At 65.6% G+C, this 24259-nt stretch carries 20 protein-coding genes; 13 read left to right on the top strand and 7 right to left on the bottom strand.

Annotation, left to right across the window (positions count from 1 at the left end; genetic code table 11):
• Positions 1-213 precede the first annotated feature (213 nt).
• The 3 genes from VGR99_RS04905 to VGR99_RS04895 are packed head-to-tail and all read left to right on the top strand — an operon-like array spanning position 214 to position 3160.
• Positions 214-2013, top strand: coding sequence for a thiamine pyrophosphate-binding protein (locus VGR99_RS04905; RefSeq protein ID WP_326897169.1), 1800 nt, complete (start codon positions 214-216; stop codon positions 2011-2013).
• Positions 2014-2060: 47 nt separating this feature from the next.
• The gene (locus VGR99_RS04900) at positions 2061-2765 is read left to right on the top strand and encodes an SDR family oxidoreductase (protein ID WP_326897168.1); all 705 of its coding nucleotides are present in this window, start codon (positions 2061-2063) and stop codon (positions 2763-2765) included.
• 8 nt (positions 2766-2773) lie between these two features.
• Positions 2774-3160, top strand: a complete 387-nt coding sequence (locus tag VGR99_RS04895) for a cupin domain-containing protein (protein WP_326897167.1) — start codon at positions 2774-2776, stop codon at positions 3158-3160.
• A gap of 63 nt (positions 3161-3223) precedes the next feature.
• On the opposite strand, the gene VGR99_RS04890 is transcribed toward VGR99_RS04895, so the two are convergent.
• From VGR99_RS04890 to VGR99_RS04880, 3 genes are all read right to left on the bottom strand, one after another.
• Positions 3224-3499, bottom strand: coding sequence for a hypothetical protein (locus VGR99_RS04890; protein WP_326897166.1), 276 nt, complete (start codon positions 3497-3499; stop codon positions 3224-3226).
• 78 nt (positions 3500-3577) lie between these two features.
• The gene (locus tag VGR99_RS04885) at positions 3578-4435 is read right to left on the bottom strand and encodes a VOC family protein (protein ID WP_326897165.1); all 858 of its coding nucleotides are present in this window, start codon (positions 4433-4435) and stop codon (positions 3578-3580) included.
• Between the two features lie 148 nt (positions 4436-4583).
• Positions 4584-5774, bottom strand: a complete 1191-nt coding sequence (locus VGR99_RS04880; RefSeq protein WP_326897164.1) for a urate hydroxylase PuuD — start codon at positions 5772-5774, stop codon at positions 4584-4586.
• Positions 5775-6010: 236 nt separating this feature from the next.
• Here VGR99_RS04880 and VGR99_RS04875 point away from each other — a divergent pair, with 236 nt between their 5' ends.
• On the top strand, positions 6011-7345 hold the full coding sequence (locus VGR99_RS04875) for a sorbosone dehydrogenase family protein (protein ID WP_326897163.1): 1335 nt from the start codon (positions 6011-6013) through the stop codon (positions 7343-7345).
• 217 nt (positions 7346-7562) lie between these two features.
• On the opposite strand, the gene VGR99_RS04870 is transcribed toward VGR99_RS04875, so the two are convergent.
• Together VGR99_RS04870 and VGR99_RS04865 are read right to left on the bottom strand one after the other, a co-directional pair.
• Positions 7563-8363, bottom strand: coding sequence for an SDR family NAD(P)-dependent oxidoreductase (locus VGR99_RS04870; protein ID WP_326897162.1), 801 nt, complete (start codon positions 8361-8363; stop codon positions 7563-7565).
• Position 8364: 1 nt separating this feature from the next.
• Positions 8365-8919 carry a carboxymuconolactone decarboxylase family protein gene (locus VGR99_RS04865; protein WP_326897161.1) on the bottom strand — a complete coding sequence of 185 codons (555 nt, stop codon included), beginning with the start codon at positions 8917-8919 and terminating at the stop codon, positions 8365-8367.
• A 437-nt stretch (positions 8920-9356) separates the two neighbouring features.
• On the opposite strand from VGR99_RS04865, the gene VGR99_RS04860 reads away from it, so the two are divergent.
• The 4 genes from VGR99_RS04860 to cyoD are packed head-to-tail and all read left to right on the top strand — an operon-like array spanning position 9357 to position 13207.
• Positions 9357-10190, top strand: a complete 834-nt coding sequence (locus VGR99_RS04860; RefSeq protein WP_326897160.1) for a cytochrome ubiquinol oxidase subunit II — start codon at positions 9357-9359, stop codon at positions 10188-10190.
• Positions 10180-12180, top strand: coding sequence for a cytochrome o ubiquinol oxidase subunit I (gene cyoB, locus VGR99_RS04855; RefSeq protein WP_326897222.1), 2001 nt, complete (start codon positions 10180-10182; stop codon positions 12178-12180). The genes VGR99_RS04860 and cyoB overlap by 11 nt, the downstream gene beginning before the upstream one ends.
• On the top strand, positions 12180-12821 hold the full coding sequence (locus VGR99_RS04850; RefSeq protein ID WP_326897159.1) for a cytochrome (ubi)quinol oxidase subunit III: 642 nt from the start codon (positions 12180-12182) through the stop codon (positions 12819-12821). The genes cyoB and VGR99_RS04850 overlap by 1 nt, the downstream gene beginning before the upstream one ends.
• Positions 12818-13207 carry a cytochrome o ubiquinol oxidase subunit IV gene (cyoD, locus tag VGR99_RS04845; RefSeq protein ID WP_326897158.1) on the top strand — a complete coding sequence of 130 codons (390 nt, stop codon included), beginning with the start codon at positions 12818-12820 and terminating at the stop codon, positions 13205-13207. Before VGR99_RS04850 ends, cyoD begins: the two co-directional genes overlap by 4 nt.
• Positions 13208-13424: 217 nt before the next feature.
• On the opposite strand, the gene VGR99_RS04840 is transcribed toward cyoD, so the two are convergent.
• Positions 13425-14213: a thermonuclease family protein gene (locus tag VGR99_RS04840; protein WP_326897157.1), complete on the bottom strand. Its 789-nt coding sequence runs from the start codon at positions 14211-14213 to the stop codon at positions 13425-13427.
• Positions 14214-14415: 202 nt separating this feature from the next.
• On the opposite strand from VGR99_RS04840, the gene VGR99_RS04835 reads away from it, so the two are divergent.
• From VGR99_RS04835 to VGR99_RS04820, 4 genes are all read left to right on the top strand, one after another.
• On the top strand, positions 14416-16014 hold the full coding sequence (locus VGR99_RS04835) for a GMC family oxidoreductase (protein ID WP_326897156.1): 1599 nt from the start codon (positions 14416-14418) through the stop codon (positions 16012-16014).
• Positions 16015-16021: 7 nt separating this feature from the next.
• Positions 16022-16471 carry a hypothetical protein gene (locus tag VGR99_RS04830; RefSeq protein ID WP_326897155.1) on the top strand — a complete coding sequence of 150 codons (450 nt, stop codon included), beginning with the start codon at positions 16022-16024 and terminating at the stop codon, positions 16469-16471.
• A 104-nt stretch (positions 16472-16575) separates the two neighbouring features.
• Positions 16576-17595 carry a S1C family serine protease gene (locus VGR99_RS04825; protein WP_326897154.1) on the top strand — a complete coding sequence of 340 codons (1020 nt, stop codon included), beginning with the start codon at positions 16576-16578 and terminating at the stop codon, positions 17593-17595.
• A 58-nt stretch (positions 17596-17653) separates the two neighbouring features.
• Entirely contained in the window at positions 17654-19387 is a 1734-nt protein-coding gene (locus VGR99_RS04820; RefSeq protein ID WP_326897153.1) for an FAD-dependent oxidoreductase, read from the top strand.
• A 261-nt stretch (positions 19388-19648) separates the two neighbouring features.
• Here VGR99_RS04820 and VGR99_RS04815 read toward each other — a convergent pair whose 3' ends face one another.
• Positions 19649-23125, bottom strand: coding sequence for an indolepyruvate ferredoxin oxidoreductase family protein (locus tag VGR99_RS04815; protein ID WP_326897152.1), 3477 nt, complete (start codon positions 23123-23125; stop codon positions 19649-19651).
• 165 nt (positions 23126-23290) lie between these two features.
• Here VGR99_RS04815 and VGR99_RS04810 point away from each other — a divergent pair, with 165 nt between their 5' ends.
• Positions 23291-24247 carry a hypothetical protein gene (locus VGR99_RS04810; protein ID WP_326897151.1) on the top strand — a complete coding sequence of 319 codons (957 nt, stop codon included), beginning with the start codon at positions 23291-23293 and terminating at the stop codon, positions 24245-24247.
• Positions 24248-24259: the final 12 nt, after the last annotated feature.

Below are 24259 nucleotides of genomic sequence, written 5' to 3'. Positions count from 1 at the left end.
CCTCGGGTGAATCGTGGCTCCGTCTGGCGAGACTAGCACGCAACAGGCGCGGCCGTCGGCGCGGAGCTCTGCGTTTCCTCGGTCCAGAGCCTATCACAATATAAATTGACGTACAGCATTATGAGAAATAGGCTCGCCGCGGCCCTGTGATGACCGGCCGCGTTCCCCGCATCGGTACAGAAGAAGTCGTCGGGCCGAGAGGGAGACGGGTTGATGTCGAAGAACATGCTCAATGGCGCCCAGGTCATTGTCGATTATCTGATACAGGAGAAGGTGCCGCAGGTGTTCGGGCTGTGCGGCCACGGCAACATCCAGTTCATCGACGCGCTGTACGAGCGCTCCGCCGAAATCAAGACGATCTCCGTGCATCACGAGAGCGTCGCCGGCTTCATGGCCGACGTCTACTACCGCGTCTCCGGCCGGCCGACCGCGACCTTCACCTCCTGTGGGCCGGGCTCAGCGAACCTGCCGATCTCGCTCGCCAATGCCTTCCTCGACTCCGTACCGTTCATGGCGATCACCGGCAACGTGCCGACCAGCCAGTTCAACCGCGGCGCATTCCAGGAGATGTACCGGCACTATCAGGCCGACTTCCCGTCCACGGTGCGCACGATGTGCAAGAAGGTGTTCCAGCCGACGCGCGGCGAGATGGTGCCGCTCGCGGTGCGGCAGGCGTGGAAGACGATGGTGACGGGACGGCCGGGGCCGGTCGTGGTGGACGTGCCGTTCGACGTCTTCATGGAGTCGGCGGCCGAGGAGGCGCCGAAGGCGATCGAGTGGAGCGCCAACATCTCCAGCCGCTGCGGCGCCGATCCCGAAGGTGTCGAGAAGGCCGTCGACATGCTGCTTTCGGCGGAGCGGCCGGTCATGCTGGTCGGGCAGGGCGTGCGCTATGGCGGCGCGGCGGAGGAGCTGCGCAAGCTCGCCGAGCGGCTGCAGATTCCCGTCGCGGCGTCCGCCAGTGGTCTCGGCGCGCTCGACGTCAATCATCCACTCGCGCTTGGCCTCGTCGCGCGCGCCGGGCACTACCAGGCCAATCATGCGACCCGGCAGGCCGACGTGCTGCTGGCGCTCGGCGTCCGTTTCGACGATCGCACGTCGAGCTCGTGGATCCCGGGCTATTCCTTCACGATCCCGCCGACGCGGTTGATCCATGTCGACATCGACCCCGAGGAGATCGGCCGCAACTATCCCGTCGCGCTCGGCCTGATGGCCGACGTCCGCACCTTCCTGCGCCAGGTCCATGCCGAACTCGATCGCCGCGACAACCTGTTCAGGAAATCCGACGCGCGCAAAAAGTGGCTGGCGCAGATCGACGGCTATCGCAAGGAATGGGACAAGTTCGTCGCGCCCGGCTTCTCCGACGACACCACGCCGATCAATCCGCAGCGCGCAGCCGCCGAGATCGACAAGGCGTTGCCGGAGGACGCCATCCTCGTCTCCGACATCGGCGTGCACCACAATTGGCTGCTCGGCTTCTGCAAGCCGAAGCGGCCGGACTCGCTGATCGGCTCGATGGGCTTCGGCCCGATGGGCTTTGGCGTGGCCGGCGTGATGGGTGCGAAATTCGCCGCGCCCGATCGTCCCTGCGTGTCGGTCTGTGGTGACGGCGCCTTCTTCATGCATGCCAACGTGCTGGGCACGGCGGTCGAGTACAATCTGCCGGTGGTCTGGGTGGTCTGGAACAATTACGCCTATGCCTCGATCCGCGGCCTTCAGCGCGGCTATCTCGGCGGGCGCGAGCTTGCCACCGACTTTAGGCATCCCGAGACGGGCGAGCGCTACAATCCCGATTTCGCGGCGATGGCGCGCTCCTGCGGTGTCGAGGGCGTGCGGGTCGATCGCGCCGGTGACATCGGCGAAGCGATCCGCAAGGGCATCGCCGCCAACAAGCCTTACCTGATCGACGTCGACATCGCCGCCGACGTCAATCCGGCCGGCGCGGGCCTATGGGAATTGCCGGGCCTCGGCCAGAGCAAAGCGGGCATCGGCACGCGCTTCCAGCCCGGCTGATCGCGCGGCGCGCACATCATCAATCAAGAACATCAAGGGAGATGGGAATGACGCTCGCAGGCAAGAAAGTCGTCGTGATCGGCGGCTCCTCGGGCATCGGGCTCGCCACGGCGGAGCTTGCGAAAAGGGAGGGCGCGGACGTCGTCATCGCCTCGCGCAGTGCGGCAAAGCTCGATCCGGTCGCGGAACGGCTGAAGGTGACGGCGATCCCAGCCGACGTCACCAATGATCAGAGCGTGGCCGAACTGTTCAAGCGCACCGGCGCTGTCGATCATGTCGTGCTGACGGCCGCGCAGCTTCGCACCGGGCCATTCAAGACGGTTCCGATGGAGGACGTCCGTGCGACGATGGAAGGCAAGTTCTGGGGTGCCTGGCGCGTCGCGCGTGAGGCCGAGATCAGGCCGGGCGGCTCGCTGACGCTGGTCACCGGCTTTCTCAGCGTCCGGCCGCGGCCGAACTCGGCGATCGTCAGCGCGGCCAACGGCGCGCTGGAATCGCTGGCCCGTGCGCTCGCGCTCGAGCTTGCGCCGGTGCGTGTGAATGCGGTGTCGCCGGGCGTGATCGACACGCCGATCCGGGCTGCGATGCCGGAAGCGGCCCGCAAGGAGATGCTGGCGAAGACGGCCGCCGCGCTGCCGGTCGGCCGCGTCGGCATGGCCGAGGACATCGCCCGGCAGATCGGAAGCTTCATGACCAACGGCTTCGCCACCGGATCGATCGTCTATATCGACGGCGGCGCGCTGGTGAACTAGGGAGCAGGATGATGATCGAGGACAGCAGCGGCGCCTTCATCCGCAACATCGCCGAGGTACCCTGGCGCGAATTCCCCAATCACTTTGGCGGTGCGCTGTCGAAACCGCTGGTGATGCCGGAGACCGCGGGCGCGCGCCGGATCGACTACCGCATCTCGATGTACCAGCCGATGGCCTATGTCGCGCGGCATCATCACAAGGTGCAGGAGCAGGTCTATCACGTGCTCGACGGCGAGGGGCTGATGGAGATCGCCGGCAAGAACCATGTCGTGCGCAAGCACGACGTGATCTTCCTGCCACCGGGCGTCGAGCACGCGATCTCGAATTCCGGCCTGACCGATCTCGTGTTCCTGGTGGTGACCTCGCCGGCGACGGACGACGAGAAACCGGTGTGACCTAACCCGAGGAGCGCTCGCGCGCCGCCATGCGGATCGCGCGTACGAGTGGTCGCGCGGCGGCTACGCCTTCGGAAAATCCTTGCGCATCGCGATCTCGGCGGCGTCACCGGGCGACAGCACGGTCTGGTTGAACGCCGGCTGCGGCCTCGTCATGATGTCGTAGAGCGAGATACCCTTGATCGGCTTGTCCATCAGCTCGCGGACGCAGTCGGCGAGCGTGCCGTTGTAGACGAGATAGGGCGGACCTCTGTCCTTCTGTCTCTCGCCCTTCAGCGACGGCCATTTCTTCAGTTCGGCCGGCGCGTCATAGGCGATCGGCGATCCCTCTTTGAACATGCGCTTGGTTCCGGACGGCTTGGACTGCCGGGAATCCTAAAGCCGCCGGGTAAACACACGTTAAAGAATTAGTTAAAATCAGCCAGCAACGAAGGCGAGCAGAGTGCCGTTGGCCTTGGCCGGCGGCACGCAGATCGCGGCCCCGCTGCGCACGGCCGCCGGGCCCAGCGCCTTTTCGGTCGCCGCGAGATCGCCGCTGACGAGCACCAGCGCCGCGCCGCCGCGCTCGGAGAGGCCCGCGAGCGGCACGCCGGGATAGCGTTTGCCGAGCTGGTCCAGCGTCAGATAGACGAAGTCGGCGCGGTCGCCGCCGGAGGGCACGGTGACCGCGCCGTCGGTTTCGGCCTGCGGTTCGCGGTCGGTCAGGCGCGCGAGATGCGCGGCTTCCTTCACGGGCTCCGGTGTTGCGATCAGCGCCTGCTTGATCCGCTTCGCCGCATTGGCGTGCTTCATCAGCTCGGGGATCCACACCGTCTCGCGGGTCTTGTGCTGGCAGGCGAAGATGCGCACGCCGCCCGGCGCCTCGGCGGTCGGCCACATGAAGGTGCGGAATTTGGCTGCCGAGATCGTGCCGTCAGGCAATGTCACCGGGCGTTCGAAATCGGTCGGGCCGATCGGCGTCAGGCCGCGTGCGCGGATCTCTTCGGCGCCGGCCGCAGAATCGACTGCGGTGAAGGCGATACGCTCGATGCCTTCGCCCTGTCGCTCGACGAAGGCGCGGGCCGGCGCGTTGTGCTCGGTCGCCACCAGCACGCCGAGCAGCTCCATGTAGTCGGGGTCGAACATGATGGTGTAGTTGCCGGTGCCCATATGCGCGCTGTGGGTGCCGCGCGGGGACAATGTGAAGCCGAGTTGCCGGTAGTTCTCGGCGGCCTTGTCGAGGTCCTTCACCATGACCACGGCGTGGTCGATACCGATGACGTTCTTGAGAGCCACTGTGATTTCCCCGAATGCAAACTGACTTGAACCGCCGCGTCGGCGGCCACTGGTCCTGTCTACGCCGGATGGGCGATCAAGTCATTTTCAAATCGGCGGGAAATGCGGAATTTCATTCCGCGAAACGCTGTCTCGACGCGCGTCGGCGTCAGCGCGCCTGCTCGATATAGGCAGCGAGGATCGCGCGCTCCTCGCTGGTCATCTCGGTGATGTTGCCCGGCGGCATCGCGCTGGACCAGGCAGCGACGCGCCCGATCAGGCGGATGTTGCGACGGATGTGCTCGGGCGCATCGAGCAGGATTCCCTTCGGCGCGGTGACGATGCCGGCCCAGACCGGCTCGGCCGCATGGCACATGCTGCAGCGGGACATCACGATCTCCTCGACATTGGCGATCGTGGGCTGTGCCGACAGCGCGCCGGTCTTCACCTCGCGCGGGCCGGCCGCGGAGAGGAACAGGATCGCGATCACGCCCGCTGCTGCGACGCCCCACACCCACCACGGCGATTTTCGCCCGGCATGCCGCTCGTTGAAGAAGTGGCGGATCACCGGCCCGAGCGCCAGGATGATGGCGACGATGATCCAGTTGAAGCGCGTGGCGTAGAGCAGCGGATAATGGTTGCTGATCATCAGCACGACCACGGGCAGCGTCAGGTAGTTGTTATGGACCGAGCGCTCCTTGCTGGTCTTGCCGAGCTTCGGATCCGGTGCCTGTCCGGCGACCAGCGCGGTCACGATCTTCTTCTGGTTCGGAATGATCAGAGTGAAGACGTTGGCGACCATGATGGTGCCGATGATCGCCGCGATCTGGTTAAAGGCGCCGCGGCCGCTCAGCACGTGGGTGAAGGCATAGGTCAGCGCGACCAGGAACAGATAGCCGCCGATGGCGAAGGGCAGCTCGCGCTGGGCGAGGCCGGTGCGACACGCGACCTCATAGAGCAGCCACGCCAGTGCGAGGCTGCAGAAGCTGAACAGGCCGGCCTGGAATGGCGTGAGGTCGAGGATCGATTTGTCGACCAGGAACAGATCGGCCTCGAGATAATACACTACCACCATCAGTGCGAAGCCGGACAGCCAGGTGGTGTAGGCCTCCCATTTAAACCAAGTCAGCTCGTCCGGCATCTGGCTGGGGGCGACCAGATATTTCATGATCCGGTAGAAGCCGCCGCCATGGACCTGCCAGGCTTCGCCCTGCACGCCGTCAGGCAGATCGCCTCTCGGCTTGAGGCTGAGGTCGAGGGCGATGAAATAGAAGGAACTGCCGATCCAGGCGATCGCCGCCACCACATGCAGCCAGCGGAGCAGCAGGCTCGCCCACTCCGATATGATGGATCCCCACATGATCACCCCATCAATTGCGGTACCGATGCCGCAGCTTTGATGGCCGCAACCGGCGGCCCAGCCCCTACAATGTGTCGCACCTATCGGCGGTGTTTTCCAGTACGATGGGCTGCGGCTGATGCACATCGTGCGAGCATGAGCTGATGTGGGATGCGGCAGGTGTTTTGCCTGTCGCAGAAGGTTTGCGGGGCGATCGGCGTTGACGCCTCTGACGTGCAGGCCGGGAGGAAGACGACGTGAAAAGCAGGATATGGTCCGCGGTGCTGGCTGCTGTGATGCTGGCTGCCGCTGGTGCGCAGGCCGAGCCGCTGCTGCAGGGCAAGGACGCCTATGGCGATTGGCAGTCCGACAAGCCCGGCACGGTCAGGTTGATCCGGCCGCAGGATCTCGTCAGCCCTGGCGCCACGCGGTCGGTCGCGAGCACCGCGCGTGTGGTGCCGCGGCCGCCGCAGGCTACGCCCCAGGTGCCGGCCGGTTTCAAGATCGAGCTGTTCGCCGAAGGCCTGCGCGGGCCGCGCATCATCAGGGTCGCGCCGAACGGCGATGTCTTCATCGCGGAGACGCGGGCCGACGCCATCCGCGTGCTGCGCGCCGGGGATGACGGCAAGGCCGCGACCAACGAGGTGTTTGCCAGCGGATTGAGACGGCCGTTCGGCATCGCCTTCTTTCCGAACGGCGACAATCCGCAATGGGTCTATATCGCCAACACCGACAGCGTCGTCCGGTTTCCCTATCAGGCCGGCGATCTCAAGGCGCGCGGCAGGGCGGAGACGATCGTGGCAAGCCTGCCGCATGACGGCAGCCATTCCACCCGCGACATCGTCTTCACGCCCGACAACAGGCGCATGTTCGTGTCGGTCGGCTCGCTCAGCAACGTCGCCGAGGGCATGGGCACGCCGCCGGGCGGATTGGATGGCTGGTCGAAGACGCAACCGCTCGGCGCGGCCTGGGCCAGCGAGACCGAGCGCGCCACCGTGCTGGCCTTCACGCCCGAAGGCAAGGACCGGAAGATCTATGCCACCGGCATCCGCAATTGCGTTGGCCTTGCGATCGAGCCGCAGACCGGGCTGCCCTGGTGCTCGACCAATGAGCGCGACGGAATCGGCGACGATCTCGTGCCTGATTACGTCACCAGCGTGAAGGAGGGCGCGTTCTACGGCTGGCCGTGGTTCTACATCGGCGGCAACGAAGACCCGCGCCACGCCGGCGCGCGGCCGGACCTCAAGGACAAGGTGACGGTGCCCGACGTGCTGATCCAGCCGCACTCGGCCTCGCTCGGCATGACCTTCTATCAGGGCACGCAGTTTCCGTCCGAGTATCAAGGCAACGCCTTCGCCGCCGAGCACGGCTCCTGGAACCGCTCCAAGCGCACCGGCTACAAGGTGATCCGCATCCGGATGAAGAACGGCAAGCCGACCGGCGAGTACGAGGATTTCGTCACGGGGTTTGTGGTGAATGACACAGAGGTGTGGGGGCGGCCGGTGGGCGTAGCGGTGGCGAAGGATGGATCGCTGCTGGTGTCCGAGGATGGCAATGGGATGATCTGGCGGGTGACGAGTGCGCCACGATGACGCTGCACCCTTGTGGGTCAGCGAAGCGCGCATTGCTGCGCCCTCTCCCCTTGCGGGAGAGGGCATCACTGCAGGCTGACACGCCAAGACTGGGGTGAGGGGTCCGCCTCAGCGCATTCACGTGCATCGGGACGCGTGGAGGCAGACCCCTCATCCGGCGCTTCGCGCCACCTTCTCCCGCAAGGGGAGAAGGGAAGGAGCACCGCACTCGCGGCTGCTACCCCCGTCTCACGCTGGCCCCGCCATCCACCGGCAGCGTCACGCCGGTGATGAAGTTCGCTTCGTCCGACGCCAAAAACAGGGCGGCGTTCGCGACGTCCCAGCCGGTGCCCATCTTCTTGCGCAGCGGCACTTTGCTGTCGCGTTCGGCTTCGACTTCGGCGCGGGTCTTGGACCATTCTCGGGCGCGGGTGTCGACGGCCATCGGCGTGTTCATCAGGCCCGGCAGGATGACGTTGGCGCGGATGCCGTATTCGGCGTTCTGGTAGGCGAGCTGTTCGGTGAAGGCGATCATTGCCGACTTCGTCGCCTTGTAGGCCACGTAAGGATAGGTCGTGATCGCGGCCATGGAGGAGATGTTGATGATGGCGCCGCTCTTCTGGGCGCGCATGATCGGGATCACTTCCTTCGCCGCCAGAATGCAGCTCTTGAGGTTGATCGCGACAACGCGGTCGAACGCCTCTTCGGTGATCTCTAGCAACTCGGCATCGCCGCCGGACAGGCTCACGCCGACATTGTTGTGCAGCACGTCGATGCGGCCCCAGCGCGATTTGGCATCCGCGACCATCGCCTTGATGTCGACGGATTTGGTCACGTCGGCCTTGAAGGCCGCGGCGGTGCCATGCGTCGCTGCAATCAGGTCGACGGTTTCCTGCGCCGAGTCCAGATGATGGTCCACGCAGAGCACCTTCGCGCCCTCGCGCGCGAAGGTCAGCGCGGTGGCGCGGCCATTGCCCATGCCTTCGCCGGGGCTCTGGCCGGCGCCGACGACGATCGCAACCTTGTCCTTCAAGCGCATGTCAGTTCACTCCCGGGATCGGGTACTGCTGGAGTACCTCTCTGTAATAGGGTTCGTTGTCGATCTTCATGGTGGCGAGCACGCGCACCACGCCGCAATAGAAGGCGATGGTCAGGACGAGATCGACCATGTGCTCGTCGGAAAGATCCTTCTTGATCTCGGCGAAGGTCGCATCCGACATCGCGAGCTCGCGCACCATCTCGCGGGCACCTTTCAGGATCGCCTTGGCCAGCGGCTCCAGCTTCGACGGCTTGCCCTCGGTCTCCGCCATCAGGCCGGCGATGTCCTCGTCGGTGACGCCGAACTCCTTGCCGATCTTCACGTGATGGGTGAACTCGTATTCCGACTTCTCCATCCAGCCGACCTGGAGGATCGCAAGCTCGCGCAGCCGCGGGTCGAGCCTACTCTTGAAGCGGATGTAGCCGCCGATGCCGTTGAAGGCGCGCGCCATCTCCGGCGAGTTGACCAGGAGCTTGTGCAGATTGGTGTTGCGCTTGAGCATGTCGCGATATTCGGGTGCGACCTGGTCGGCTTCGAGATAGGGCAGGCGGGCCATTTCCGTGTTTCCTCTCGTGTTCTTGCGACTCGCGTTCGGGGGCTTGCAGCGTGACGCCGCCATCGGCCACCAGCACGTTTGCGCCGGCGCGGGGGCGCAGGATTGCTGCAGCGCGGCCGTTGCCGATGCCATCGCTTGCGGCGCCGCCGCCGCTGATCAACGCCACCTTGCCGGCGAGGCCGGCATCGTCCTCAGGGCCCTGCATGTCGTTCCGTCCCGGTATTTTTTCCAGACGATAGCAACGGGCTGCGTACCAGAGAAGGCCGGCCGTCCCGCGCGGATGTCATTGACATCGCATGGAATTGCATGCCGCCGCACGGGATCGGGCGGTTCTGGAAGACGGCTTGCGGAACCGCAGTGATACAACTGCGTTTGGTACGGGGGGATTTTCGCGTTACGCTTTCTCCCGGGGCTTCCCAATCGCCAGCGGTGTATCGATGAATCTGCTCGATCCACAAGGGCCCGTGGCTGCTGCCAACAGCACCATCCTGGTCGATTCCGTCTTCATCATGCTCGTGATCGTGGTGCCCACCATCATCGCGATCCTGGCCTTCGCGTTCTGGTTTCGCGCGTCCAATCCGAAGGCGCGCTTCCAGCCCGGCTTCGTCTATTCCGGGCGTGTCGAGATGGTGGTGTGGGCGATCCCCGCGCTCACCGTGATCCTGCTCGGCGGCGTCGCCTGGATCGGCTCGCATCAGCTCGATCCCGCAGCGCCCGTGCCGGGGACCGGCAGCCCGGTGCGGATCCAGGCCGTCTCGCTCGACTGGAAATGGCTGTTCATCTATCCGGATCAGCGCATCGCCACAGTCAACACGCTGACGGTGCCGGCCGGCGCAGAGCTGAATTTCCAGCTGACGTCGTCGAGCGTGATGAACGTGTTCTTCATCCCGCAGCTCGGCAGCATGATCTACACGATGAACGGCATGGTCACGAGGCTGAACCTGCGCGCCGACAATGAAGGCAAGCTGCAGGGCCTGTCGGCGCATTTCTCCGGCGACGGCTTTCCGGACATGATGTTCGACGTCAACGTCATCTCGCCGCTTGCCTTCCCGGATTGGGTGGCGGCGACGGCGAAGAGCGATGCCGTGCTGAACGAGGATAGCTACAAGAAGCTGATGCAGCAGGGCATCGAGAGGAACAGGCTGACCTTTCGCCTCGACGATCCCAGGCTGTTCGACCTGATCGCGACCCAGCACATTCCGCCGGGACCGGGGCCGGAGCTGCTCTCCGACGCCGGCCGCCCCCACAGTGGAGGCCATGATGCTCGGTAAGCTCGATTGGTCGGCGATTCCGTTCGACCAGCCGATTCCGCTCATCGCGGGCGCGATGGTGCTGGTCGCGATCCTGGGCGTGCTGATCTGGGTGGTGGTGAAGGGGCATCTGCCCTATCTCTGGGACGAATGGATCACCAGCGTCGATCACAAGCGGATCGGCGTCATGTATATCCTGCTGGCCTCGGTGATGCTGCTGCGCGGCGGCAGCGACGCCATCATGATGCGGATCCAGCAGGCGGTCGCCTACCAGTCGCAAGGCTATCTGCCGCCCGAGCACTACAACCAGATCTTCTCGGCGCACGGCACCATCATGATCTTCTTCGTGGCGATGCCGTTCGTGATCGGGCTGATGAACCTGATCGTTCCGCTCCAGCTCGGCGTGCGCGACGTCGCGTTCCCGACGCTCAATTCGGTCGGCTTCTGGCTGACCGCGACCGGCGCGCTGCTGGTCAATGTCTCGCTGGTCGTCGGCGAGTTCGCGCGCACCGGCTGGCTCGCCTTTCCGCCGCTGTCGGGGCTGTCCTATTCGCCCGGCGTCGGCGTCGATTACTACGCCTGGTCGCTGCAGATCTCCGGCGTCGGCACGCTGGTCGCCGGCATCAATCTCGTCACCACGGTGCTGAAGCTGCGCACCAAGGGCATGAACTATCTGCGCATGCCGATGTTCTGCTGGACCACGCTGGCCTCGAACCTGCTGATCGTCGCGGCGTTCCCGATCCTCACCGCAACGCTCGCGATGCTGCTGCTCGACCGTTACCTCGGCTTCCACTTCTTCACCAATGAAGCCGGCGGCAACGTCATGATGTTCATGAACCTGATCTGGGCCTGGGGACATCCGGAGGTCTACATCCTCGTGCTGCCGGCGTTCGGCATCTTCTCCGAGGTGGTCTCGACCTTCTCCGGCAAGGCGTTGTTCGGCTATCGTTCCATGGTGCTGGCGACCATGGCGATCTGCGTCATCTCCTTCATGGTCTGGCTGCATCATTTCTTCACGATGGGGGCCGGACCCGACGTCAACGCCATCTTCGGCATCGCCAGCATGATCATCGCGGTGCCGACGGGGGTGAAGATCTATAACTGGCTGTTCACGATGTATGGCGGCCGCATCCGCTTCGCGACGCCGATGTTGTGGGCGGTCGGCTTCATGGTCACCTTCATCATCGGCGGCCTGACCGGCGTGCTGGTCGCGGTGCCGCCGGCCGACTTCATGCTCCACAACAGCATGTTCCTGGTCGCGCACTTCCACAACGTCATCATCGGCGGCGTGCTGTTCGGCGCCTTCGCCGGCTTCGAATACTGGTTCCCGAAGGCGTTCGGCTTCCGCCTCGACGAGCGCTGGGGCAAGGCCGCGTTCTGGTTCACCTTCCTCGGCTTCTACGTCACCTTCATGCCGCTCTACATCGCGGGCATGCTGGGCATGACGCGGCGCCTGCAGCACTACGATGTCGCGGCGTGGCGGCCATGGATGATCGTGGCCGTGTTCGGCATGGCCGTTCTGAGCATCGGCGTGATCTGCCAGATCATGCAGCTCGTGGTCAGCATCCGCAACCGCGAGGCGCTGCGCGACCGCACCGGCGATCCCTGGGATGGCCGCTCGCTGGAATGGGCGACCTCGTCGCCGCCGCCGGTGTTCAACTTCGCCTTCCATCCCGACGTGCGCGGCGAGGACGCCTATTGGGATATGAAGAGCCGCGCCCAGCAGCAATCGCTCGAGCACGAAGAGCCCGAGTATCAGGATATCGAAATGCCGAAGAACTCGCCGACCGGTTTCGTCTGCGCATTCTTCGCCACCATCATGGGCTTCGCGCTGATCTGGCACATCTGGTGGATGGTGATTCTGGGCGGCATCGGTGCGTTCGCGACCTTCGTCGTGTTCGCCTGGCGCGATCATGACGAATACGTCATTCCGGCCGCGGAAGTCGCCGCGATCGACCGCGTCAATCTCGAGGAGCGGAGCAGCCTCGTCAGCATGGCGGGAGCAATCTGATGTCGATGACCGCGACCGCCGGCCACGCCCATGCCGATCCCCATCACATCGGCGTTGTGATCGAGCATCCCGGACCTGCATCGAAGCGGATCGTGACTGCCTACGGCTTCTGGGTGTTCCTGCTCTCCGACATCGTGATGTTCTCCTGCTTCTTCGCGGCCTATGCGGTGCTGCACGGTCAGACCGCGGGCGGCCCGAAGGGCGCGGAGATCTTCGAGCAGCGGAACGTCGCGATCGAGACGGTCTGCCTGCTGCTGTCGAGCTTCACCTGCGGCATGGCCAGCATCGCGGCCGACGTCCGCAACCGGTTCTGGTTCTATCTCGGCATGGCCGTGACTTGCGTGCTCGGGCTGATCTTTCTCTTCATCGAGTTCAGGGAATTCGCCGACCTCATCGCGCGTGGCTATGGTCCGACGCGAAGCGCCTTCCTGACGTCGTTTTTCTCGCTGGTCGGATGCCATGGTCTGCACGTGTCGGCCGGCGTGCTGTGGCTGCTCACCATGATGGCCCAGGTGTTCGCAAAGGGCTTTCGCGCCGACGTGTTGCGCCGGATGATGTGTTTTGCGCTGTTCTGGCATGCGCTCGACATCATCTGGGTCGGTGTCTTCTCTGTCGTCTACCTGCTTGGGAGTGCCGTATGAGCGATCAGACGCACGTGCCGGCCGGACACGATCTGGCGCCCGGCGAGGAAGAGCAACACAGCGTCGGCGAGCGCATCATCGGCTATGTCGTCGGTCTCGGTCTTGCGTTGCTGCTGACCGCGACGTCGTTCTTCATCGCCGGGACCGATCTGGTCTGGCAGCCCTCGATCCCCGTCGCGCTGATCGTGCTCGCGATCGCGCAGATGGGCGTGCACCTGGTATTCTTCCTGCACATCACCACGGGGCCTGACAACACCAACAACGTGCTGGCCCTCGCGTTCGGGCTGCTGGTCGTCTTCCTGGTGGTCGGAGGCACCGTCTGGATCATGTCGCATCTGAACGCGAACATGCCGCCGATGGACCAGATCATGAAGACGCGGATGTAGGGCGCACCAAAAAGAAGAGCCGCTTGTTTGCGACAAGCGGCCCAAGTCTAGGGAGGAAACGCCCGAGCAAAGCAATCGGACCGAAGCCGGATTGCCGCCAAGGAAACGCTCGCGCAAAGCGCTTGCGTACACATATAGGTGTAGCAACTCCCCCTCGAGTTCAATTCCGGATCAATACTGTCTCCGGCTACCACTCACGCCTGCGTGAACCAGTTGTTCACTTTGGCCGCCGGCAGTTGTAGGCCTTGCGGAAGCCTGCGGCCTGGGCGTCGTCCTCCGAGCAGAACCAGCGGTCCGGCTTGGTGGTCGCGGGATAGCTCGGGCAGCCCCGCAGGTGATAGATGCCGATATTGCCGGTGACGCGCGCACGCACCGCGAGCTTGCCCTTGATGCTGCAGCTCGGCGGCATCGCCAGGTCCTCAGGGAACAGCACGGCGCGGATCTCCTTGTCGCGATCGGAACGGCAGGCGGCGCCCAGCAGCGCGCCGTCCTTCTTGCCGGTGCGGAATTCTTGCGGCGCAACAAAGCAGCCCTTCCAGATCCCGGCCGAGGCGCTCTTGGCTTCGCTCGCCGCCGGCTTGACGTTCGCCTTGATCGGCTCGCGGGCAATGGCGTAGCCGAGCTTGACCAGCTGCTCGTTCAGGCTGGTCTTGTCGCCTTCCGCCGTGCAGATCGCCCGGTGGCGCTTGCCGAAGCTCTTCTCCGGCCCGACATCGTCGCAGCGCACGGAGCGCTTGTTGATCAGCTTCGCAAGCTGGTCGCGGGCTTCGATGCCGCAGGTCCAGGGATCGGCGTGATCATCGATGCAGACCTGGTCCAGTTCGGGGGCGTCGACCCCGTCCAGCCGATAGGTGACGTCGCCGAGCTGGATCGAATTGGCATCCCGGACGGTCGCAGCCGCCGTCAGCGCGGAGGCGGGGCCGGAGGCCGCCGGAAACCCCGAGAGAGCGAGAAACAAAGCGAGCGCGAAGGCGCGGGCGGCGGCAAATGAATTCTCGAAGGACATAAATTCTCGCTGTCGATTGCTCTAGCCCCTCGTTCCTAGCATCCGGATGGGACGATACCAATGGTCTGCGCCCTGCGAAGTGCGACATTCGCCCGCCCGCCTTTACTCGCCCGCCGATCTACCCCTATCGTCCGGCACTGCAGAGATGCCAGCGAAGGCCGAATCGCCCCTGAAGCGGCGAGGGCGGGAGGAAGAAGTTTTGATGAAAGACCCCGTGGACGTCCTGATCATCGGCGCCGGCGCTTCAGGCGCGGCGGTGGCGTGGTCGCTGGCCGAAACCAAGATGCATATCGTCTGCCTGGAGCAGGGCGGCTGGATGAACCCGGCGGAATATCCCAGCACAGGCCGCGACTGGGAGGCCAAGTTCTACGGCGAGTGGTCGTCGAGCCCGAACGTGCGCGGCCGGCCCGAGGACTATCCGATCAACGACGACAATTCGCCGATCAAGGTCGTGAACTATAATGCGGTCGGCGGCTCGACGGTGATGTACACCGCGCACTGGCCGCGGCTGCATCCCTCCGATTTCAAGGTGAAGACGCTCGACGGCGTCGCCGACGACTGGCCGATCGACTACGACGCGCTGACCCCGTTCTTCGAAGAGAACGACCGGATCATGGGCACGTCGGGGCTATCAGGCGATCCGCTCTCGCCGCTGACGCATCCGCCGATGCCGCAGCAGCCGATGGGACTGTCCGGCGCCATCATCGGCAAGGCCATGAACAAGCTCGGCTGGCACTGGTGGCCGTCGGATACGACGGTCGCGACCATGGACTATGAGGGCCGCGCCCGCTGCATCAATCTCGGCCATTGCACGCCGGCCTGCGCACAGGGCGCGAAGTCCTCGACCGACATCACCTATTGGCCGCATGCGGTTCGCGCCGGCGTCGAGCTGCGCACCCATTGCCGGGTGCGCGAGATCACCACCGACGAGAACGGCATGGCCACGGGCGTGGTCTATTACGACAAGGACGGCGTCGAGCAGTTCCAGCCGGCGCATGTCGTCATCATCGCCTGCAACGGCGTCGGTACGCCGCGGCTGCTGCTCAACTCGAAATCCGACCGCTTTCCGAACGGCCTTGCAAATTCATCGGGCCTCGTCGGCAAGAACTTGATGTTCCATCCCTATGCGCAGATCTACGGCTATGTGAAGGAGCCGACCGACTCCAATCGCGCGCCGCCGACCTGCCTGTGGAGCAAGGAGTGGTACGACACGGACCTCTCGCGCGGCTTCGTGCGCGGTTATGGCGTGCAGTTCGTGCGCGGTGCAGGTCCGGTGTTCGAGGCCGTCGTCAGCGAGCAGAAGGGCATTCTGCCGTGGGGCGAGGATCACCACCGCGTCTTCCGCAAGCTCAACGGCCATCGGCTGGGCTTCTCCGCGATCTGCGAGGATCTGCCGGAGGAGCACAACCAGGTCACGCTCGATCCGGTGCTGAAGGACAGCCACGGCATCCCCGCGCCGAAGATCGACTACACGATCAGCGAGAACAGCCGGAAGATGATGGAGCATGCGCTCGCCCGCGGCCGCGAAGTGCTGGAAATGGCGGGCGCCACCGACATCTGCATCAACTCGCCGATCCCCTGGGGCGGCTGGCATCTGCTCGGCACCGCGCGGATGGGCACCGATCCCAAGCGCTCCGTCGTCAACGAATGGGGCCGCACGCATGACGTGAAGAACCTCTTTATCGTCGACGGCAGCATCTTCGTCACCTCGGGCGGTGTGAACCCGACCTCCACCATCCAGGCCCTCGCGCTCTACATCGCCGACCAGATGAAGCAGCGCCTTGCCAACCTGTTCGACTGAGGCCGTCATGACCGCAGATAATCAACTCACGCGCACCCAGCGCGACGACCTCCGCACCGTCGCCGGGATGATCGTTCCCGCTAGCGACGAGTACAAGGTGCCCGGCGCCGACGATGCCGCGATCCAGGCCGATATCCTCGCCACCCTCGGCCGCGACACCAAACTGGTGACGGCGGCGCTGGACCATCTGGCGCGGCTCGCAGGCCAGCCGCTCGCCGAGCTCAATGCCGCCAGGCGCGACGCGGTGGCGCAGGAGTTTCGCAAGAATGGCGGCGCGGCCGCGGCAACGCTCGTTCGCGTCGTTCTGCAATGCTACTATCGCGACGACCGCGTGCTGCGCTCCCTCGGCCTCGAGCTGCGCGCGCCGTTCCCCAAGGGCTATGTGCTGCCGGATGGCGACTGGTCGCTGCTCGATCCGGTCAAGGCCAGGGCCGGCACGCTGCGGCGGGCGACCTAGCCACCTGGGTAGTCAAGCACTGGCAGTCCAGCCTTGCGCCCCGGCGAGCCACTTGCGCGGCAGGGAAAAGGCCACCATCTGTGTGACCCTCAAGGACTTTTGCCATGCTGGATTTCACTTCAGATATCGTCGATGACGCCGCGTCATCGCGGGCGACAGAAGCTGCCCCGGTCGATGACCGGGCGCTGCTGGACGCCTATTCCAACGCCGTGATCGACGTGACCGACCGTGTCGGTCCTGCGGTCGTGCGCGTCGAGACCGGGCCAAAGGTGCCGAACGGCCGCGAGCGCGGCGGGCTTGGCTCCGGCATCGTGATCTCGCCGGATGGGCTCGTGCTCACCAACAGCCACGTGGTCGGCGCCTCCAAGGAGATCCGGCTGCGCGACGTCGAGGGCCATGTCGGTGATGCCCGGGTGCTCGGCGTCGATCCCGACACCGATCTGGCGCTGCTGCGCGCCAACGGCGTGCGCGATCTGCCCTATGCTGCGCTCGGAAACTCCAAGACGCTCCGGCGCGGCCAGCTCGTGATCGCGATCGGCAATCCGCTCGGCTTCGAGTCGACCGTCACCGCCGGCGTGGTCTCCGCGCTGGGCCGGTCGATCCGCTCGGTGAGCGGGCGCACCATCGAGGACGTGATCCAGACCGATGCCGCGCTCAATCCCGGCAATTCCGGCGGGCCGCTGGTGTCGTCGAATGCCGAGGTGATCGGCATCAACACGGCCATCATCAACGGCGCGCAGGGCATCTGCTTCGCGGTCGCGAGCAACACCGCGCAGTTCGTGCTGTCGGAGATCATCCGCCACGGCTATGTCCGCCGCGCCTTCATCGGCGTGGCCGGACAGACCGCGCCGGTTCCGCGGCGGCACGCGGTGCTGGCCGGCGTCGAGAACAAGATGGGCGCGTTGCTGATGCAGATCGAGCCGGATGGACCCGCGGCGAAGGCGGGCCTGCTGCCCGGCGACGTCGTCATCAGGCTCGACGGCGTCGACATCAACGGCGTCGACGATCTGATCCGCGTGCTCGACCGCGACCGGATCGGCCGGCGGCTCGCCATGGACGTGCTGCGGCTCGGCCGACTGCGGGCGATCGACATCGATCCGATCGAGCGGAAGCCGCAGCGCTAGCTGCGGGACGGCGGGCGGGGTATGACGGTGTCATGCCTCGCTTCCGGACCCCAGCCGCATGATGCCGGCGCAGGAGACCTACGACGTCGTTGTCATCGGCGCGGGCGCCGGCGGCATGACGGCCGCGGCAGTCGCGGCCGCCGAGGGCCTGCGCGTGCTGGTGATCGAGAAGACCGCCTTCGTCGGTGGCACCACGGCGTGGTCCGGCGGCATGGTCTGGATCCCCGCCAATGCCAAGATGAAAGAGGCGGGGCTGTCCGACAGCATCACGGATGCCGTCCGCTATCTCTCGAGCACGGTGCCGGAGCCCGCCAATGCCGGCTTGCGCGCCGCCTTCCTCGCGCGCGGGCCGGAGGCGGTCGCCTGGCTCGAAGCCAACACCGAAGTGCGGCTGCAGCCGGTGAAAGCCTATCCCGATTATTATCCGGAGCGGCTGGGCGCGACGTCGGGCGGGCGCGTGCTGGAGCCGGTCGCGTTCGACGGCACCCGGCTGGGCGCGCATTTCGCGCGACTGCGCGCGCCGTTGCCTGAGTTCACGCTGTTCGGCGGGATGATGGTCAACCGCCTCGACATCCCGCATCTGCGCCGGATCGGGAAGTCGCTGCGTTCGACCCTGCGCGCGGCGCGGCTCGTTTCAGAGTACGCGTTGCAGCGGCTGCGCAGCCCGCGCGGCACGACCCTGCATCTCGGCAACGCGCTTGCGGCGCGGCTCTACGCCTCGCTGCTGGCGCGGCAGGTCGATATCCTGTTCAGCGCGGATGTCGAGGATCTGTCGATGCAGGGCGATCGCGTCGCCGGAATCGTGATCCGCCACGGCGCGCGCGATCGCTTGATCGGCGCGCGTCGTGGCGTGGTGCTGGCGACCGGCGGCTTCTCGCACGACACAGCGTTGCGCAAGCGCTTCTTCCCGGCCGCGGCCGGCTTCGTCTCGGCCACCAACTCAGCAGGCACGGGTGACGGGCTTCGGCTCGCCGCGACGGCCGGTGCCGCCCTCAACACGGAGGCGACGAGCCCGGCCTATTGGGTGCCGGCCTCGCTGTTCACCCGCGCCGACGGCAGCCGGGGCGTCTTCCCGCATACGGTGACCGACCGCGCCAAGCCCGGCGTGATCGCCGTCAACGCGGCCGGCCGTCGCTTCGTCAACGAGGCGCTGTCGTACCACGAGTTCGTGCTCGCCATGCTGCGCGATGGCAATGGCGAGCCGGACCGGCCATTCTATTTGATCTGCGATCGCCCGTTCCTGTGGGCCTATGGTCTCGGCCGCATCAAGCCGTTCACGCGCAACGTGCGGCGCTATGTGGCGAGCGGCGAACTGGTCGAGGCGCCTGACATCGCGCAGTTGGCGATGAAGCTCGGCATCAAGCCGTCGGTGCTCTCGGCGACGATTGCGAGCTACAATTCCGGTGCGAAAGAGGGCCGCGATCCCGAATTCGGCCGCGGCAGCACCATCTACCAACGGCATCTCGGCGATGTCGCTCACAAGCCCAACCCCTGCGTCGCGCCGATCCTCCGCGCGCCATTCTTTGCGATGCGCATCTATCCAGCCGATCTCGGCACGGCGATCGGCATGAAGGTGGATGCGCAGGCGCGCGTGCTGCGCGAGGATGGCTCGCCGGTCGCAGGCCTCTATGCCTGCGGCAACGACATGGGCTCGATCATGAACGGGAATTATCCGGGCCCGGGGATCACGCTCGGGCCGGCGCTGACGTTCGGGTATATCGCGGGACGGCATTTGGCGGAGGGGGCGGTGGCGTCAGTGGCACCAAGCGCGGCCGCAGGAACTCCAGCCTAGCCATCCCCCCCGCCGTCATGCCCCGCGAAGGCGGGGCATCCAGTACGCCGCGGCTTCTCGGTTGAACCACAATCGCCTCGGCGTACTGGATCGCCCGGTCGAGGCCGGGCGATGACACCGAGTGTGTGGCGAGCGCGTCCTACAATCTCGTCATTGCGAGCGTAGCGAAGCAATCCAGTCTGTTCTCGCGGAAAGATTCTGGATTGCTTCGTCGCTTTGCTCCTCGCAATGACGGGCGGAGAGAGTGCGCATCCGTAACCGCTACTCCGCCGCCGCCGCAAAGCGGCTGTTCTCGAGCTCCGCCTCCAGCCGCGCCTTCTCCGCCGACGCCAGCTTGACGTTGGCTTCCTTGACGTGGCCGAAGCCGCGGATCGTTTCCGGCACCCTTGCCAGCCGTGCCAGCAGCGGAATCTGCTCCGCCTTCAGCCCGGCCATCCGCTGGTCGATCATGCCGAGATAATCCGCGACCAGCTTGCGCTCGGTCCGGCGCTCCTCGGTGCGGCCGAACGGATCGAACGCGCCGCCGCGCAGGAATTTCAGCCTGGCGAGCACGCGGAAGGCGTGGAGCATCCAGCCGCCGAACTCCTGCTTCTGGAGATGTCCGGTGGTCTTGTCGCGCTTCGCGAAGATCGGTGGTGCCAGATGGTACTTCAGCGTGAAGTCACCATCGAACTTCTCCGACACCTTCTTCGCAAAGCTGCCGTCGGTGTAGAGCCGCGCGACCTCGTACTCGTCCTTGTAGGACATCAGCTTGAACAGGTTCTTTGCCACGGCCTCGGTCAGCTCCGTGGAGGCGGGCGAGGCCGCATTCTCCGCCTTGCGCACCTTGGCCACGGCCGCGAGATAGCGGTCGGCATAGGCCTTGTCCTGGTAGCCGGTCAGGAACTCGGCGCGCGTCGCGATGATGTCGTCGAGCGACTTGGTCGGCGCCGACGCCCGGCTCTTGAACTGCAACACGCTGCGCACCCGCGACATGTCGTGGGCGGCGAGGCGGCCCCAGGTGAAGGCGAGCTTGTTCATCTCGATCGCGGCGCCGTTGATCTCGATGGCGCGGAGCAGGGCCTCCAGCGACAGCGGGATCGCGCCCTTCTGGAAGGCGAAGCCGAGCATGAAGGGATTGGTCGCGATGCTGTCGCCCATCAGCGCCGCGGCGATACCCGTGGCGTCGATGATGTCGAGGTTCTTGTCGCCGATGGCGTCGCGCAGCACGGTCTGCATCGTGCCCATCTCGAAATCGAGATCGGGATTCTGCACGAAGCTCGCGGTCGGCTGCAGATCGGCGTTGATATAGGCCCTGGTCACGCCGCGCTCGGCGCGGCTCAGCGCAGTCGGGCCGGCCGAGACGATCATGTCGCAGCCGAGGATGACATCGGCGCCGCCGGTGGTGATGCGGACGGCGGAGATGTCCTCCGGCTTCGGTGCAATGCGCACATGGCTCATCACCGCGCCGTTCTTCTGCGACAGGCCGGTAAAGTCGAGCGCCGAGCAGCCGCGGCCGTCGACATGGGCGGCCATGCCGAGCAGGGCGCCGATGGTGATGACGCCGGTGCCGCCGATGCCGGTGACGAGGATGTTGTAGGGTCCATCAAGCTCACGCGCGGCAGGTAGCGGCAAGTCGGCGAACAGCTGGCCGGAATCGACCGCCGAGGTCTTCATCCGCTTGAGCGAACCGCCATGCACGGTCACAAAGCTCGGGCAAAAGCCTTCGACGCAGGAAAAGTCCTTGTTGCAGTTCGACTGGTCGATCTGGCGCTTGCGGCCGAACTCGGTTTCCAGCGGCTGCACCGAGACGCAGTTGGAAGCCTGCGAGCAATCGCCGCAGCCTTCGCAGACCAGCTCGTTGATGAAGGCGCGCTTGGCGGGATCGGGATAGAGCCCGCGCTTGCGGCGGCGGCGCTTTTCCGCGGCGCAGGTCTGGTCGTAGATCACGACCGTGAGACCCTTGATGTCGCGCAGCTCGCGCTGCACGGCATCGAGCTCGCGGCGGTGATGGATGGTCGCGCCCTGCGGGAAGTAATTGCCTTCGGGGTATTTGGTCGGATCGTCCGAGACGATCGCCAGACGTTTGACGCCTTCGGCCCAGACCTGATGCGCGATCTGCGCGACGTTGAAGGCGCCTTCGGCCGGCTGGCCGCCGGTCATCGCGACCGCGTCGTTGTAGAGGATCTTGTAGGTGATGTTGATGCCCGCGGCAGACGCAGCGCGAAGGGCGAGGAGCCCGGAATGCGTGTAGGTGCCGTCGCCGAGATTCTGGAAGATGTGCTTCTCGGTGGTGAAGGGCGACTGGCCGATCCAGTTCACGCCCTCGGCGCCCATATGCGAGATCAGATCGGTGCGGCGGGTCGGCATGCTCAGGGCCATGCCGTGGCAGCCGATTCCGGCCATGGCGCGGCTGCCTTCGGGCACGCGCGTCGAGGAATTGTGCGGGCAGCCCGAGCAGAAGAATGGCGTGCGCGCGAGCTTGATCTGCGAGCTTGACGTGACCGGGTTGTCGAAGGCCTCGAGCCGGGCGAGGCGCTGCTCCAGCACCGGGCTGTGATGGCCGAGCTTGCGCAAGCGCGCCACCAGCGCGCCTGCGACGATGGTCGGCGTCAGCTCGCCTTCGCTCGGCAGCAGCGGCGCGCCGCTCTCGTCGCGCTTGCCGGTGACGGTCGGGCGCCGGGAGGCATCGATGTTGTAGAGGATGCGCATCAGCTGGTCTTCGATGAAGCCGCGCTTCTCCTCGACCACCAGCACATCCTGCAGGCCTTCTGCAAAGCGCTTGGCACCGCTTTCCTCCAGCGGCCATGTCAGCGCCACCTTGTAGATGCGAAGGCCCAGATCCTGCGCGTCCTTGTCGGTGATCCCTAGGTCGGCCAGCGCCTGGCGCAGGTCGAGATAGGCCTTGCCGGTGGCGACGATGCCGAGCCGCGCGGGCTTTGAATCGAGCACGATGCGGTCGAGCTGGTTGGCGCGGGCAAAAGCCTGCACCGCGGCCATCTTCGGGCCGAACAGGCGCTTCTCGGCTTCCAGCGGCGGATCGGGCCAGCGGATGTTGAGGCCGCCGGGCGGCATTTCGAAATCGTCGGGGAGCACGATCTTGATGCGTTCAGGGTCGCTGTCAATCGAGGCCGAGCTCTCGACCGTCTCGCTGATCGCCTTGAAGCCAACCCAGCAGCCGGAGAAGCGCGACAGCGCAAAGCCGTAGAGGCCGAGGTCGAGATAATCCTGCAGCGTCGCCGGATTGATCACCGGGATCAGCGCCGCCGCGAACACCTGCTCGCTCTGATGCGCCAATGTCGAGGACTGGCAGCCATGGTCGTCACCGGCGAGCGCGAGCACTCCGCCATTGAGCGAGGTGCCGGCCGCATTGGCATGCTTGAGCGCATCGACCGAGCGGTCGACGCCGGGGCCCTTGCCGTACCAGATGCCGAACACGCCATCGACCTTGGCGCCGGGAAACAGACCGACCTGCTGGCTGCCCCAGACCGCGGTTGCAGCCAGGTCCTCGTTCAGGCCGGGGACGAAGGCGATGTCGTGCTGCTGGAGGTGCGACTTCGCGCGCCACAGCGCGTGGTCGTACATGCCGAGCGGGGAACCGCGATAGCCGGAGATGAAGCCGCCGGTGTTGAGCCCCTGGAGCCGGTCGCGTTCGCGCTGCAACATGGGCAGGCGGACCAGCGCCTGTGTGCCGGACAGGAAGATCCGCTTCGATTCGAGCCGGTATTTGTCGTCCAGCTCGACCTGCATCAGCGTCATTTCAGAAGTCCTTCGTCTCTCGTTCGGCGTGGGGTGTGCGCTGCGGGAGGAGTTGCGGCTGCGCGACGCGAATTGTGACAGTCAAGAGCATGGGCGGGCGAAGTCAATATCGCTGGCCGCATCCGTGGCGCTCCTGCTAGTCATGGCTTGCGTGTGGAGAACATCATGACGGCGAACGCATTCGACACCGAGATATCAGAGACGGCCGAGGCGCTGATCGGGCCATGGCGCCAGCCGCGCCAGATGCTGCAGGCGCAGACTTACGACGCGCACGCCTCGATCCACGATGACGCCACCGCGCAAAAGCTCGGCTTCAAGGGCGGCACCATCGAGGGTCCCACGCATTTCAGCCAGTTCGCCCCGCTTGGTGCGCGACTGTGGGGGCAGGCCTGGTTCGAGAGCGGCTGTCTCTCGGCGCATTATCGCAGCGTCTGCTACGAGGGCGAGGAGGTGCAGGCGATCCTGTCGAAGCCGCTGCCCGGCACGCGCCAGTGCCAGATCCAGATGGTCAAGCGCGACGGCACCGAGGTGCTGCGGGGCACGGCCTCGGTCGGCGATGCCGCCGTCGCGACCGCGCTCGAGACGCGCCTCGGCGAGCTCAAGCCGCTCACCGATCCCGTGATCCTGCGCGACGTGAAGGTCGCACATACCAGCAAGCGGCAGACGGTGCGAATGGCGTTCGATCAGAACATGGGCGACCTCTATCCGTTCTCCCTCGGACAGAAGCTCGCGGTCATCACGGAGACCTCGCCGTATTACTCCGGCGCGGAAAATCCATGGGGCAGGGCGATCATCCCGATGGAAATGCTGAGCGTACTGTTCCAGTACCGCTCCAAGGAGGACCCGCTGCCGGCCAAGGGACCGGCCGTCGGCCTGTTTGCCGATCAGGAGATCCGCCTGGTGAAGGGCCCGCTCTTCGTCGACGAAGAGTATGAGATCGAACGCGAGGTCGTCGCGCTGTCCGGCAGCCGCCGCACCGAAAGCGCCTGGGCGAAGACGCGGGTGTTCGACAAGACGGGCGCGGTGGTGGCGACCATGCTGCTCAACATGGCGACGCTGAAGGATTCGTATGCGCCGTATGAGGAGGAGCATCGGCGGCTGTATGGGGCGTCGAACCCTTGAGCTGGGGTATTC

The organism is Bradyrhizobium sp., assembly GCF_035935975.1.
In the GTDB taxonomy this organism is placed as follows: domain Bacteria; phylum Pseudomonadota; class Alphaproteobacteria; order Rhizobiales; family Xanthobacteraceae; genus Bradyrhizobium.
The sequence above is the reverse complement of the archived record's forward strand: the minus strand, read 5'-3'. Positions and strand labels throughout refer to the sequence as shown.

Bases quoted from the DNA above. Each gene is read 5' to 3' on its own strand.
- VGR99_RS04905 (WP_326897169.1), top strand. From the start codon at position 214: ATGTCGAAGAACATGCTCAATGGCGCCCAGGTCATTGTCGATTATCTG.
- VGR99_RS04900 (WP_326897168.1), top strand. From the start codon at position 2,061: ATGACGCTCGCAGGCAAGAAAGTCGTCGTGATCGGCGGCTCCTCGGGC.
- VGR99_RS04895 (WP_326897167.1), top strand. From the start codon at position 2,774: ATGATGATCGAGGACAGCAGCGGCGCCTTCATCCGCAACATCGCCGAG.
- VGR99_RS04890 (WP_326897166.1), bottom strand. From the start codon at position 3,499: ATGTTCAAAGAGGGATCGCCGATCGCCTATGACGCGCCGGCCGAACTG.
- VGR99_RS04880 (WP_326897164.1), bottom strand. From the start codon at position 5,774: ATGTGGGGATCCATCATATCGGAGTGGGCGAGCCTGCTGCTCCGCTGG.
- VGR99_RS04870 (WP_326897162.1), bottom strand. From the start codon at position 8,363: ATGCGCTTGAAGGACAAGGTTGCGATCGTCGTCGGCGCCGGCCAGAGC.
- VGR99_RS04865 (WP_326897161.1), bottom strand. From the start codon at position 8,919: ATGGCCCGCCTGCCCTATCTCGAAGCCGACCAGGTCGCACCCGAATAT.
- VGR99_RS04860 (WP_326897160.1), top strand. From the start codon at position 9,357: ATGAATCTGCTCGATCCACAAGGGCCCGTGGCTGCTGCCAACAGCACC.
- cyoB (WP_326897222.1), top strand. From the start codon at position 10,180: ATGCTCGGTAAGCTCGATTGGTCGGCGATTCCGTTCGACCAGCCGATT.
- VGR99_RS04850 (WP_326897159.1), top strand. From the start codon at position 12,180: ATGTCGATGACCGCGACCGCCGGCCACGCCCATGCCGATCCCCATCAC.
- cyoD (WP_326897158.1), top strand. From the start codon at position 12,818: ATGAGCGATCAGACGCACGTGCCGGCCGGACACGATCTGGCGCCCGGC.
- VGR99_RS04840 (WP_326897157.1), bottom strand. From the start codon at position 14,213: ATGTCCTTCGAGAATTCATTTGCCGCCGCCCGCGCCTTCGCGCTCGCT.
- VGR99_RS04835 (WP_326897156.1), top strand. From the start codon at position 14,416: ATGAAAGACCCCGTGGACGTCCTGATCATCGGCGCCGGCGCTTCAGGC.
- VGR99_RS04830 (WP_326897155.1), top strand. From the start codon at position 16,022: ATGACCGCAGATAATCAACTCACGCGCACCCAGCGCGACGACCTCCGC.
- VGR99_RS04825 (WP_326897154.1), top strand. From the start codon at position 16,576: ATGCTGGATTTCACTTCAGATATCGTCGATGACGCCGCGTCATCGCGG.
- VGR99_RS04820 (WP_326897153.1), top strand. From the start codon at position 17,654: ATGATGCCGGCGCAGGAGACCTACGACGTCGTTGTCATCGGCGCGGGC.
- VGR99_RS04815 (WP_326897152.1), bottom strand. From the start codon at position 23,125: ATGACGCTGATGCAGGTCGAGCTGGACGACAAATACCGGCTCGAATCG.
- VGR99_RS04810 (WP_326897151.1), top strand. From the start codon at position 23,291: ATGACGGCGAACGCATTCGACACCGAGATATCAGAGACGGCCGAGGCG.